Below are 13165 nucleotides of genomic sequence, written 5' to 3' on the forward strand. Positions count from 1 at the left end.
CAACAGCCAGTGCGCCTGGTTATCGAGTGTGCACTGTGGAGGGTGCCGCCGCGGTGGCACCCTCGTGGAACGTGCACGGCAGCAGCAGCTGCCGGGGCTTCGGGTCCGCGAGCAGCTCGACCAGGACGCGCACCGCGTGCGCGCCCATCTCGTGGCGCGGGATGCGGAACATCGACCAGTCCGTGGCCGTGCTCGGCACCGCGTGCGCCGCCGGCTGCTGCGACGGGTCGGCGTCACCCAGCACGACGAGGGAAAGGTCCGCGGGCACGGCCAGGCCGAGGTCGTGCGCGCACGCCAGGATGCCGTCGGCCATCGCCGAGCTCTCGACGAGCAGCGCGGTGACGCCCTCGTCGAGCGCCTGCCGCAGCGCGAGCGCCGGGTCGTCGGCGAGGAACACCAGCGGCGGCCGGCGGTGCTTGCGCGCCGCGGCGTCGTAGCCGGTGCGCCGGTCGAGCGTCGGCTCGTTCTCCTCGGTGACGCTCAGCAGCCCGATCTTGCGGTGCCCGAGCCGCCACAGCCACTCGTGCACCTCACGGGTGGCCGCGACGTAGTCGGCGCCGACGTAGCTGATCGGCCCGGTCGGCGACTCGCGGCGGCCGACGAACACGAACGGGAACTGCTCCTCGACGAGCTGCGCGAGCTCCTGCGGGTCGTTGTGCCGGCCGAGCAGGACCGAGCCGTCGGCGATGCGCAGCCGGTTCGTGCCCTGGTCGTAGATGCGGCGGCGCCCGTCGCGGCGGCCACCGCTGGTGAACAGCAGCAGGTCGAAGCCCTGCGCCTCGGCCTCCTCCTCGATGCCGAGCAGGAACGGCCGGTAGAAGTCGGCCACGCCGGACGGGAACACCGACTCGTAGGTGAACACGCCGAGGATCTGGTTGGACTTGCCGCGCAGCCGCCGGCCCATGATGTCCACGGTGTACCCGGTCTCGCGGAGCACCTGCTGCACGCGTTCGCGGGTCTCGGGGGTGATGCGCAGGCTGTCGGAGCCGTTCAGGACCATCGAGACGACGGCCTGCGAGACGCCGGCCAGGCGTGCCACCTGGGCCTGCGTGACCCGGCCCGAACCCGCCGTCATCGATGACTCCCTCCAGCGCGACTGCCGCGGACTTTACAGGCGGCACTTCAGTACCCCCGCACTTCCGGCCACCGGCGCTCCACCCCGGCGGCGTCCAGCTCGCGCGCGAACTCCTCGAAGAGCCGGCCGTCGGCCTGCACGGCCCGCGGCTCGACACCCTCGCGCACGGCGAACGCGGCGAGCAGCCCGGCGACCTCGCCGATGTTCCACTCGACCGGGTGCAGCCGGAAGCAGCCGTTGGTGATGTGCGTGGTGCCGATGTTCTTGCCCGCGGGCAAGAGATTGTTCACCCGGACGGGCAGCAGCGCGCCGAGCGGGATCTCGTACGGCACGCTCGCGACGTCGACGTAGTTGTCCCCGCCGGTCGACGGGTGCAGGTCGATCCGGTAGCTCCCGACCCCGACGGCGTCCGCGCGCCGCACCCGGCCGTCGACGCCGAGGATCTCCGCCGAGACGTCGTGCTCGGTGACGGTGGTGACGGCCTTGATGCGCCGCGCTTCGCGGACGTACGCCGACTTCGCGAGGCCGTCGTCGGTGCCGGTGACGTCGTGACGCAGCTTGAGGCCGGGGAAGCCGGTGCCGCCGTCCGCGCGGGGCGCCTCGGTCTGCAGCCAGTACAGGACGGACAGGCTCAGCTGCTTGGCTTCGTGGTGCGCCTCTTTGACGACGGTCTCGTCCGCGTGCCCGGGGATGGTGAGCGCGGGCTTGAGCCAGTAGTCGTTGAGCGGCCAGTTGACGAGCGTGATGTCGGATTCGAAGGCGCCGTCGGCGTGCAGGCCGCGGGCGAGGATGCGCCGGAACGCCCAGAGTTCCTTGTCCCCCGCGTCGGCGCTCTGGTCGGCGCTGACGGCCAGGGGGTCACCGCTCGGGTTCGGCACGAAGGTGCGTTTCACGGGCTCGAGCGTCCGGGGGTCCGGGGCGACGAAGCCGAGCAGCGGGCCGGGCCAGAAGTCGGGCTGGTAGTCGCGCCAGAAGCCGTACATCCCGGGGCGGTCGATGACGTGGTGCTCGCCCTCGTGGTGCGAAACGGCGAAACAGTAGGTGATCCCCTGCAGGTTCGCGGGATCGGCGTCCGCCGGGGCGTGGGGTTCGTCGTGCTCGGATTGTGCTTCGGCCCCGGTGACGTGCTCGGTGCCGGTGAGCGGCAGGAGGTCGCCGTCCTCGGTGGCGTCGAGGACGTACCGCGCTTTCACGGTGACGCGCTCCCCGTCGCGGCCTTCGAGGGTGACGGCGTCGACGCGATCGCCGCTGGTCACGGCGTCGACCGGCCGGTGTTCGAGGAGGACGCGGATCCGCCCGGCGCTGCGGTGCGGCGCGAGCAGGCTCTCGACGACGGCGAGCGCGACGCGCGGTTCGTGGCAGAGCTTGCTGACCTTCCCGGCGCCGGGGTTCAGCTCGGCCAGGGCGGCGGCCTCGGCGCGCAGCGGGTAGTGGCGCCGGTAGTAACCGCGGATGCCTTCGCGCAGCTCACGGTAGGTACGGGTGGACCCGAACCGTTCGATCCACGGGTTCTCGTCGGGCGGCACGGCCTGCGCGGTCAGCTGCCCGCCGAGCCAGTCGGTCGCCTCGGTGAGCACCACGCGCCGCCCGGCCTTGGCCGCCGCCAGCGCGGCGGCGACCCCGCCGAGCCCGCCGCCGACCACCAGAATCTCCGTGTCCAGTTCCCTCATGAACCCTTCCCGGTGCCGGAGTAATACGAATTACTCACGGCATAGTGCGGGAGTCGGGGCCGCGCGTCAAGGGGTGCGGCTAGAGCGGGAGGCCCGCGTAGTTGTTGGCCAGCTCGGTGGCCGCGGCCTCCGACGTCACCGTGCGCTGGAGCTGGGACAGCTGGAGCTGCGCGTCGAAGTCGTCGCCGTGACGGTGCAGCATCGACGTCATCCACCACGAGAAGTGCGTGCAGCGCCAGACCCGTTGCAACGCCGTCTCCGAATAGGCGTCGACGAGACTGCCGTCGCCCCGGAACGAAGCCGTGAGTGCCGTGGAAAGCAGCGCGACATCGGCCACCGCGAGGTTCAGGCCCTTGGCGCCCGTCGGCGGGACGATGTGGGCCGCATCCCCGGCCAGGTAAAGGTTTCCGTGCCGCATCGGGGTCGTCACGAAGCTGCGCATCGGCAGCACGCTCTTCTCCGTGATCGGTCCCGTCCGCAACGTCCAGCCCGGGACACCCAGCCGTTCCGACAGGGCCGTCCAGATCCGGTCGTCGCTCCACCGCGCGATGTCCTCGTCCGGCGTCACCTGCAGGTAGAAGCGGCTGACGTGCGGCGAGCGCATGCTGTGCATGGCGAACCCGTCCGGGTGCCAGGCGTAGATCAGCTCGTCGGTCGACGGCGCGACGTCGGCCAGCACCCCCAGCCACGCGAACGGGTACGTCCGCTCCCACACCTTCTGCTGCGGCATGAACTCCCGGCTCGGCCCGTGAAACCCGTCGCAGCCGACGACGACGTCCGCGTCGATCCGCCGCGCGCGCCCGTCACCATCCACAAAGGACACCGAGGGCGAGCCGGTGACGTCGTGCAGCTCGACGTCGGAGACGGAGTAGAACGCCGGCCGCCCGGCCTTTTCCCGCGCCGCCATCAGGTCCTTGGTCACCTCGGTCTGGCCGTAGACCGTCACCGACCGGCCGGTGAGGTCGACGAAGTCCAGGTGGTGCCGGTTACCCGGCCACTGGAGGTGGATCCCGCGGTGCTCCATGCCTTCGGCGTCGAGCCGGTCGCCGAGGCCGGTGTTCCGGAGCAGCTCGACCGTGCCGGCTTCGAGGATGCCCGCGCGGATCCGCGCCTGGACGTACTCCGCGGTCTGCCGTTCGAGCAGCACCGAGTCGATGCCCTCGAGGCCGAGCAGGTGGGACAGCAGCAGCCCGGCCGGGCCGGCGCCGACGATGGCGACCTGGGTGCGCACGCGGAACGTCCTTTCGACGACTGAACCCCGAGGATGACGCCGAGAGCACGCGTCACACCAGGGCATTCTCATTCATTGAGAGATCGTCCGCGAAATACCGCGCGCCGCGGCGAGCAGGGCAGGGATCTGCATCCGGGCGTTCCGGCCGGTGGGGACGATCACCGACAGCGCCGCGACGACGTCTCCCGCCGGCCCGCGCAGCGGCACGGCGATGCCGGTCGTCTCCTCGTCGATGAAGCCCGCGCAGTACGCGTAGCCGTCGCGCCGGACGTCGGCAAGGAACCGCCGCAGCCGCGCGGGCTCGGTGAGCGTGGTGCGGCGGTACGCCGGAAGCGGCCCGGCCAGCACCTCGTCCCGCAGCTCGGCGGGGGCGTGGGCGAGCAGCACGAGCCCGGACGACGACGCGTGCAGCGGCAGCCGCCCGGCCACCCGCGTCACGTTGACGACCGCGCCGGGCGCCGAAAGCCGCTCGACGAACAGCACCTCACGATCCTCCAGCACCGCGAGCTGGATGTGGTGCCCGACGACGGCGTGCAGGTCCTCCATGAACGGCAGCGCCGCTTCCCGCAGCCCGAGCGTCGGCGACGCGCGCGACGCCAGCTCCCACAATCGGACACCCACCCGGACCTGCCGGTCGGGATCACGCCGCAGCCAGCCGTGCCCGACGAGCTCGTCGATCAGCCGCGACGCCGTCGCGACGTGCAGGCCCGCGCGCCGCGCGACGTCGGACACGCGCAGCGCCGGCGTGTCCGGCCCGAACGTCTCGAAGACGCGGACGACGCGCGAAATCACGGACTCGCCGTGGGCCGGTCTCACCACGTCAGGCAGTGTGCCCCACCCTGAGGCGGGGCACACCGCGACGCGTCACGGCAGGGCGTTCAGGAACGGCTCGTGGCTGTTCTGGAACTCCCAGTTGTAGTACTTGTCCCAGTTGATCGACCACGTCATCAGCCCGCGCAACGCCGGCGACGCACCGCCGCGCAGCGTGTACGAACCACAGCCGGTGCCCTTGGCCAGGCAGGTCACCGCCGTCTGGACGACGGACGGCGCGAGGTAGCCGTTGCCGGCGCTGACCGCCGCCGGCAGCCCGACCGCGATCTGGTCCGGCCGCAGCCCCGGGAAGAACTGGCCGGTGTTCGCCACGCTGAACCCGGCCTTGAGCATGTCGCCCATCGCGATCGGGAAGTCCGCAGCGCCCATGTTGTGGTACTGGTTGTCCAGGCCCATCACCGGGCCGGAGTTGTAGTCCTGGACGTGCAGCACGGTCAGCGAGTCGCGCAGCGCGTTGATCACCGGCAGGTACGCGCCGGTGCGCGCGTCACCGCCACCCGAGCCGCCGTAGAACTGGTAGCCGACCTGGACGAAGAACGTCTCCGGCGCCATCGTCAGCACAAAACCCGCGCCGTACTTGGCTTTCAGCGACTTCAGCGCGGAGATCAGGTTGACGATCGACGGCGTCGTCGGGTTGTGGAAGTCCGTGTCGCCGGCGTTGAGCGAGAGCGAGTGACCTTCGAAGTCGACGTCGAGGCCGTTGAGGCCGTACTTGTCGATGATCGCCGAGACGGAGCTGACGAAGGTGTCGCGCGCGGCGGTCGTGGTCAGCTGGACCTGGCCGTTCTGGCCGCCGATGGAGATCAGGACCTTCTTGCCCTGCGCCTGCTTCGCGCGGATCGCGGCGATGAAGTCGGCGTCGCTCTCGACGTTCGGGCACTCCGCGACCGAGCAGCGGTTGAAGCGGATGTCGCCGGAGGTCACCGACGTCGGCTCGCCGAAGGAGAGGTCGATGATGTCCCAGGCCGCGGGGACGTCCGCCAGCCGGACGTACCCGGAGCCGTTCGCGAAGCTCGCGTGCAGGTAGCCGATCAGGGAGTGCTTGGGCAGCCCGGTGTCGACGCAGCCGGTGGTGCTGCCGGTGGCCGCGGCGGTGCGCGGCGACTCGCCGGCGGTGTTGTACGCGGCGACGGTGTAGCTGTGCGTCGAGCAGGCCGTCAGCCCCGTGAGGGTGGCACTCGTTCCGGTGACGGTCGTACGGAGCGTGCTGCCTTCGTAGACGCGGTAGCCGGTGACGGTGCCCGCGCTCGCGCCCCAGCTCAGGGCGATCGAGGAGGTCGTGACGGCGCCGACCGACGGCGTCCCGGGTGCTCCCGGCGTGCCAGGGGTGCTGCCGCCGGGACCGTCGAGGACGACGTCGTCGGCGTAGTAGGTGCCCGCGCCGTACCAGCCGTGCAGGTAGAGCTGGGCCGACGTCTGGCCCGCGGCCGAGGTGAACGACAGCGAAAGCTGGTTGTAGGCGCCCGCGTTGCCCGACCAGGTCGACGCGCCGCCGGTGATGCCGAGGTAGACCGGGTTGCCGCGGACCCACGCGGACACGGTGTAGGTCGTGTTCGGCAGCACGGACACCGTCTGCGCGCACTGGGCGTAGTCGGAGCCGGCCGGGGTGGCGGCCAGCGCGTAACCGCCGGAGTGCACCGGCGTCGCCACGGCCGTGCCACCCGAGCACGTCCAGCCGGACAGCGAGCCGGCCTCGAAACCGGGGTTGGTGAGCAGGTTGGCCGCGTCGGCGGTGCCTCCGCCGGCCACCAGGCCGGAGAGCGCCAGCGCGGTGGCGGCGAGTGCTGCGGAGAATCTGGAACGCCTCATCGGGTCCTCCAGTGGGGACGCGGTAGCACCGCGGAGAACCATATTGTCTAGACCACTGAGTAAAATGTCCAGACCAACTCGTCAGCAAGCGACCAGCAGCCGAGCCACCAGGCGGGTGCGCTTCGCGCCGGCCCGGTCGACCACCTGGACGCTGCGCCACCCGGGCGGCACCCGGTCGGCGAGCAGCTCCGCCCGCCACTTCCCGGTGCGGCGGACGTGCCGGTCGAACGAGCCCGGCCGCACCATCCGGCCCCGGCTGCGCTGCCCCTCCAGGGCCTGCTCGGCGGTGGCGTCGACGAACAGCAACCGCATCGAACGCCCGGTCAGCCTCCCGACCACGGCGAGCAGCGCCCGGGTCGACGCCCGCGTCGAGGGCTCGTGGACGACGAGCGGCCCGTCGGCGGAGATGGCCCGCCCGACGATCCGCAGCCGGTGCCCCGCGTGCACGAGCGGCCGGTACCAGCGGTAGGGCACCGCGTCCGGCAGCACCGTCGCCAGCCGCGCCCGGACCTGGTCGGAGTCGAGCACCGGCAGCCCCTCGGCCGCGTGGCGGAGCATGGTGGTCTTGCCCGCGCCGGGCAGCCCGGCGACGACGAGCAGGTCACGCGGGCCGAGCTCGATGACAGTGGGCTCGCTCATGCCCTGACAACGCCCGGCCGAAGGTAATGGTTCCTTTACTTTCGACTCCGGACCGTGACTTCGCCGGTGACCGTCCGCACCGGGCACCCCGGCGGCGGGGCGACGCCACTCCGCGGTGGGACCGGTTCTCACGTCCCGTGTCCACCGTCACCCACTCGCCTGAAAACCCATGCGTGGCACGGCATTCGACGGCCCGGAACCGCTTCGGGTGAAGATCTTCCCCACCTCTTCCCGGCGTCCGGAAAATCCCTATCTTCTGGAAGGGACGCCACGGCCAGAACAGGGGAAAGGCACCATGACCCAGTCGCTGGAACTCCCACTCCAGGAATACTGTCTCGATTGGACACTCACCGGCGACGACGGCGGCCGAGTCGAAGTCACCCTCTCCGGCCAGGTGACCCTGCTCGACAACAACCGGTTCTACAAGATCGACGGCGTCGTCTACGTCGCGCAGGGCGACGCCGACATCCGCGCGGTCGGCAACCCGCGCCTGTCCGTGCGCCGCAACGGCGTCGAGCAGTCCGGGCGCCAGTGGGGCTGGGAGATGTGCTCGGCCCGCAAGAGCCTCGGCGCGCTCAGCACGATGGAGGGATACTTCGTCCGCACCGGCTACTGGGCGCCCGCCGACCGCTCGATCCAGCTGAGCCTGTGCGCCGAGCTCGGGTGGAGCCGGCGCAAGACCTACAGCCCGAACGTCACCGTCCGGATGATCGACTAGCCACAGTGGACTTGCGCCGGGCCGCCGCGACGACGAACCCGGCCGCGACGGCGCCCGCCACCGCGCACCCGGCGCCGAAGCCCGCGGCCGGTTCGTGCACGCGCAGCACCGACACGCACAGCCACACCGCGGCGCCGAACAGCACGCCGAGCACCGGCCCGGCGACCAGCGCACCCCGCCCGCGGTGGCCGTTGCGGATGTTCCGCAGCACCGACTCCAGGTAGGCGAGCGCGAACAGCGCCAGGATGAGGCTGCCCGCGCCCATCGCGCTGGCCAGCGGGTGCTGCGACGTGAGCAGCGTGAACGTCTGGGTGACGGTCCCGGTCTGGATGGTCGCGGTGACCGCGCCGCCGACGATCCACCGCGCCAGGCCCGGCAGCTCGAGCTGGGCGGTGAAGCCGTTGCCGGCCGCCTTCGCCGTCGTCTCGGCGGAGCCGAGCGGGATCCCGGCGGCGGTCAGGTCGAGCGCGATCCGGCCGGGGTTGCCGGGACCGGTCACCGTCAGCGGCTTGCTCAGGTCCACCTCGACCGGCGCCGACACGGGCGCGTCGCCCAGCTTCAGCGTGGGCGACGCCTGGTGCGGCAGCCGTTCCGGGTTGAGCAGCGCGAGCACGACCAGCGCGATGAGCGCGGCGGCCGCGGCGAGCCGGAACCACAGCGTGGCCGCGTTCGAGGGTGCTTCTTCGGCCACCGGCTGTTGCTGCTGCGGGATGCGCGTGGCGGACAACGTCGGATCCGGCGCGGGCCGCTGGACCGGCCGCGTCCGGGCGTCGGCCGGCGGGGCCGGCGCGGTCGGCGAGTTGAGCCCGGAGATCACCCGCGGCGTCAGGTGCAGCACCGGCACGCCCGCGCGTTCGAGCCAGCCCGGGCCGTAGACGGCCGTGGCGGCGCCGGCCAGGTCGGCCGCGAACGCCTCGGCCTCCCGGTAACGCGACTCGGGCTCGCGCGCGAGGCTGCGCATGATCACGCCCGCGATGGGCATCGGCACCCCCGCGATCGGGCGCGGGTCGGTGAACATGTGCTGGCGCATCATGCTGATCGCGCCGCGCGTGTTGTCGAACGGCAGCTGCCGGGAGAGCAGTTCGTAGAGCACCGTGCCGGCCGCGTAGACGTCGGCCGCCGGGCTCAGCGCGTTGCCCATCGCCTGCTCCGGCGCGATGTAGGCCGGGGTGCCGAGGATCTCGCCACCGTGCGTGACGAGCGTGGCGCCTTCGCTGATGACGCGCGCGATGCCGAAGTCGGCCACCTTCATCACGCCCTGCGTGCTGAACAGCAGGTTCCGCGGCTTGACGTCGAGGTGCAGCACGCCCGCCCGGTGCGCCGCGTGCAGCCCGGCGAGCATCGCCAGGCCGATCGCGCACGCCTGCTCGCCGCTGACGCCACCGCCGTGGAACCGGCTGTGCACGGTGCCGCCGTCGAGCCGTTCCATCACCAGCAGGTGCTCGCGACCGGTGCGGACGTAGTCGTACACCGGCACGATGTGCGGGTGGTCCAGGCTGGCCAGCACGCGCGCCTCGCGGTCGAACAGCTCGCTGCTCGCGGCGTGGTTGAGCACGTCCCAGGGCAGCTGCTTGATCGCGACGCTGCGGCCCAGCGTCCGGTGCGTCCCGGCGAACACGACACCCATGCCGCCTTCGCCGATCTCGGCGCCGATGTCGTACTGCGGGAGCGCGGCGATCAGGTCCGCCGGTGCGCTCATCGGCCGAGGTCCCGGGTCGCGGGCACGCGCATCCGGACGGTCTGGTCGCCGACCGTCTCGTACTCGGGCTCGGGGGCCGGCTTCACCGGGTTGGGCGTCAGGTAGCCGAGCAGGAACGCGATCGCCGCGGCGCCGAGCACCACCGGGATCTCGATCGCCGGTTCCGGCGGGACCAGCCGCAGCACGGACAGCGTGATCACCGCGACCAGGCCGGTGCCGAACCCGGCGGGCAGGAACCGCAGGCCACGGCGCCAGCGGTTGGCGGCCAGGCGGTGGCGGGCCAGTGCGAGCAGCGCCGTCAGCCAGGCCAGGATCGTGAGCACGAGCATCGCCAGGCCGAAGACGCCGTAGACCGACCAGAACGAGCCCCGGACGTCGGCGACCGTGGTCGCCTCGCCGAGCGTCACGCGCCCGGCGTCGAGCAGCTCGACCGACGACGGCAGCAGCCCCGTCGCCTGCCCGGACAGGTCGCCGAGGTCGAGCACGAACGTCCGCGTCGCGCTGCCGCGCGCCGGCACCTCGAACGGCGCCGTCGTGTCGTAGGCGAAGAAGGTGAGCGCGAGCGCGACGCCGGACACCCGCACGCTGCGGACCTTCACCGGCGCGTTACCGGTGTTGGTGGCCACGACCTCGAGCTTGACCTGGCTCGCCGGGTCGATCGGCACGGTGGCGTCCGCGATCGGCCGATCGTCGATCGACACCTGCAGTCCGAGCGAACCCGACTCCGCCGAGGCGGCCGGTGCGCCGAGCAGCACCGCGCACAAACCCAACGCAACCCCCGCCGCGATGACACGTCCCATTGGGCATCCCCTACTTGCGTAATCCAGTTGGTCCGGGATGCTACAGCGAGCACACACCTGGGGAGGACGTTCCGATGCGTTACGTGGTTCGGTTGTTTTTCGGCGCGGTGACCGGAGCGTTGCTCCTGGTCGTGTTCGCGTCCAACGCCAACGCACAATACACTTCTTCGGTTGGTTTGAAACCGTCGAGCGGACCGGCCGGAAGCTCGTTCACCATTTCCTGGAGTTTCTACCCCTGCAAAGGCGCGGTCACCTTTTCCTGGAACGGCACGCCGATGTGGTCGACCCCGGCCACCCTGCAGACCACGAGCGGCACGGTCGCGGCCAAGGTGCCCGGCGGCGCCCAGCCCGGCACCTACCCCGTCACCGGCACGTGCACCAACGCCCGCACCGGCGGGCCGCTGAGCGCGGGCAGCCGGTTCACCGTGACCGGCACGACCACCACGACCCCGCCCCCACCGCCGACCACGACGCCGGTCACGCCGCCGCCCGTGACGACCAAGCCCTCGAAGCCCGGGACCCCCACCACGACCCCGCCGTCAACGACCACCACCCCACCCACGACCACCAGCACACCGCCGACGTCGACCACCCCCACCACGCCCGGCGCCCCGACGACCACCAGCACCGTGCCGAAGCCGGGCGAGCTGGTCCTGGATCGGCCTAGCGTCCAGCCGGGCGACGAGCTGTCGGCGTCCGGGAGGGGCTGCGAGCCCGGCCGGATGGTGACGCTGATGGCCGACGGCGCCGAGGTCGGCTCCGCCTACACCGACAGCACCGGCGCCTTCACCGCACCGGTCCAGTTCACCCGGATCGAGGCCGGCCCGCACACGGTGGTCGCCGAGTGCGGAGTGCGGCTGACCGGCACGGTCGACCAGGTCGTGACCCGCTCATCCGGCGGGCAGACGAGCACCTTGGTGATCCTGGTGTTCTTCGTACTGGCCGGTATCGCGGTGATCCGCTTCCCGTAAACGCCCCGGGTATTGTTTCCTTCGAGACGGGAAAGGCTCGCCGATGACCTGGACGGAAAACGAGTGGTTCCGAACAGGTCGTCCGCGAATCCGAGCCCTACCGCGCGCCCGCGCCTTTCACCCGGTAATGAGTAAAAGGTGCAGGCGTCAACGCCGAAACCGTGCAGCGAAAGCCGCACGAAGACCACGGTCACGCTGGGAACCGCAGGGCACGCCGCTGCCGAGCCTGATGACGCTCCCGCAAACCGGCACCCCTCTTGCGTGACCCCGGCTTATCGGACCAAAACGACACAACAGGCACAGCAAAACGTCTGAATCCTCCCCTTTTCGGGAGCGGGCCGTTGAAGTCCCGGTGAATTTCCTGCTCCCGACGGCCTCCGTAGTGGTTTTACGGGCGTTAGGCTCGCATGATCCGTGACCGGGAATGGTCCGATCGAGTGACGGGAGAGCGCGCGTGCCGGGGTCAGTGCGTACCCGCTGGATCGTGGCGGTGGTCGCCCTCGCCGTCGTGGCCGTCGTGGCCGGCGCGGTCGTCGCGTTCTGGCCCCGCGACGCCGAGGCGCAGGACCCGGAGATCGCCGTGTCACGCTCGTCGTGCGGCACCGGCTGGGCGGCCCCGAAGCCGGGCCCGCAGACGTTCCGCGTGCACAACACCGGCTCGGTGACCGCCGAGGTCGACCTGATCGACCCCGCCACCGGCGTGATCTACGGCGAGATCGAGGGACTAGGCCCGTCGACCACCCGGCCGCTGCAGGTCAACCTGGGCAACGGCAGCTACGCGTTCCGCTGCTTGCCCGAGGACGCGGGCGCGATCGTCGGGCCGACCGCGCAGGTCAGCGGCGGCGCCGACCGGACCGGCCCGGGGGTAGCGCCGGTGACGCACAACGACCTGCTCGGCCCGCTCAAGGCGTACCAGGCACACGTCACCACCGGCCTAGGCGAGCTGGTCACGAACACGGGCGCGCTGAAGAACGCCATCCACGGCGGCGATCGCGCGGCGAGCGAGACGGCCTGGCTGACCGCACACCTGACCTACGAGCGCTTGGGCGCCGCATACGACGCGTTCGGCGACACGGACGGCGCACTCAACGGCACCGCGGACGGCCTCCCCGGCGGCACCGGCGACGAGGACTTCACCGGCTTCCACCGCCTGGAGTCCGGCCTCTGGCACGGCGAGGACCTGGGCGCACTAGCCGGCGTCGCCGACCAGCTGGACACGGACGCCCACGCACTGCAGACGTCCTTCGCGGACAGCCAGGTCGACGGCAACGACCTAGCCCTGCGCGCGCACGAGATCATGGAGAACACGCTGCAGTTCGAACTGACCGGCCGCACGGACTACGGCAGCGGCACCAACCTGGCCACCGCCCGCGCCAACCTGGACGGCACCCGAGCCGTCCTCGACGTCCTGCGCCCGCTCCTCACACCGCGCTACCAGCAGCTGCCCAAGCTGGACAGCTGGCTGACCCGCACGCAGACGACACTGGACGCCGCGCATCGCCCCGACGGGACGTGGACCCCGCTGGCCCAGCTGGACGTTAAGCAGCGACAGAAGCTCAACGCCGACGTGAGCGAGCTGACAGAGCTGCTGGCCCCGATAGCGGCGATAGCCGAGCCGAGGAGGGTCTCATGACCCACCAGCCTCGCTGTCCCGTGCCACACCCCACCACCGCGGTCCCGCCGGCGCCGACCACTGTCGGCGCCGAACCGAGGAGGGTCCCG

General features: G+C 71.5%; 11 protein-coding genes. 3 read left to right on the plus strand and 8 right to left on the minus strand.

What is annotated here, in order from left to right; all coding sequences use genetic code 11:
- Positions 1–19 precede the first annotated feature (19 nt).
- The 6 genes from MUY22_RS02925 to MUY22_RS02950 form a co-directional block, all read right to left on the minus strand.
- On the minus strand, positions 20–1075 hold the full coding sequence (locus MUY22_RS02925) for a LacI family DNA-binding transcriptional regulator (protein WP_247056759.1): 1056 nt from the start codon (positions 1073–1075) through the stop codon (positions 20–22).
- A gap of 47 nt (positions 1076–1122) precedes the next feature.
- A complete protein-coding gene (locus MUY22_RS02930) occupies positions 1123–2745 on the minus strand; it encodes an FAD-dependent oxidoreductase (RefSeq protein WP_247056761.1) in 1623 nt (540 codons plus the stop codon).
- A gap of 79 nt (positions 2746–2824) precedes the next feature.
- Complete coding sequence (locus MUY22_RS02935; protein ID WP_247056763.1) at positions 2825–3976, minus strand: 4-hydroxybenzoate 3-monooxygenase; 1152 nt, start codon at positions 3974–3976, stop codon at positions 2825–2827.
- 72 nt (positions 3977–4048) lie between these two features.
- Positions 4049–4792: an IclR family transcriptional regulator gene (locus tag MUY22_RS02940; protein WP_247063607.1), complete on the minus strand. Its 744-nt coding sequence runs from the start codon at positions 4790–4792 to the stop codon at positions 4049–4051.
- Between the two features lie 48 nt (positions 4793–4840).
- On the minus strand, positions 4841–6616 hold the full coding sequence (locus MUY22_RS02945; protein WP_247056765.1) for a chitinase: 1776 nt from the start codon (positions 6614–6616) through the stop codon (positions 4841–4843).
- Between the two features lie 81 nt (positions 6617–6697).
- Positions 6698–7255 carry an AAA family ATPase gene (locus MUY22_RS02950; protein ID WP_247056767.1) on the minus strand — a complete coding sequence of 186 codons (558 nt, stop codon included), beginning with the start codon at positions 7253–7255 and terminating at the stop codon, positions 6698–6700.
- Between the two features lie 295 nt (positions 7256–7550).
- Between MUY22_RS02950 and MUY22_RS02955 the strand changes: the two genes are divergently transcribed.
- Entirely contained in the window at positions 7551–7973 is a 423-nt protein-coding gene (locus tag MUY22_RS02955; protein WP_247056769.1) for a hypothetical protein, read from the plus strand.
- Here the strand turns inward: MUY22_RS02955 and MUY22_RS02960 are convergent.
- Entirely contained in the window at positions 7951–9672 is a 1722-nt protein-coding gene (locus MUY22_RS02960; RefSeq protein WP_247056772.1) for a serine/threonine-protein kinase, read from the minus strand. The genes MUY22_RS02955 and MUY22_RS02960 overlap by 23 nt on opposite strands.
- The gene (locus tag MUY22_RS02965; RefSeq protein WP_247056774.1) at positions 9669–10472 is read right to left on the minus strand and encodes a hypothetical protein; all 804 of its coding nucleotides are present in this window, start codon (positions 10470–10472) and stop codon (positions 9669–9671) included. The genes MUY22_RS02960 and MUY22_RS02965 overlap by 4 nt, the downstream gene beginning before the upstream one ends.
- 275 nt (positions 10473–10747) lie before the next feature.
- Here MUY22_RS02965 and MUY22_RS02970 point away from each other — a divergent pair, with 275 nt between their 5' ends.
- On the plus strand, positions 10748–11443 hold the full coding sequence (locus tag MUY22_RS02970) for a hypothetical protein (RefSeq protein ID WP_247056776.1): 696 nt from the start codon (positions 10748–10750) through the stop codon (positions 11441–11443).
- Between the two features lie 466 nt (positions 11444–11909).
- Complete coding sequence (locus MUY22_RS02975) at positions 11910–13076, plus strand: EfeM/EfeO family lipoprotein (RefSeq protein ID WP_371827648.1); 1167 nt, start codon at positions 11910–11912, stop codon at positions 13074–13076.
- The last annotated feature ends 89 nt before the right edge of the window (positions 13077–13165 follow it).

The sequence above is a fragment of the Amycolatopsis sp. WQ 127309 genome, assembly GCF_023023025.1.
Taxonomy (GTDB): domain Bacteria; phylum Actinomycetota; class Actinomycetes; order Mycobacteriales; family Pseudonocardiaceae; genus Amycolatopsis.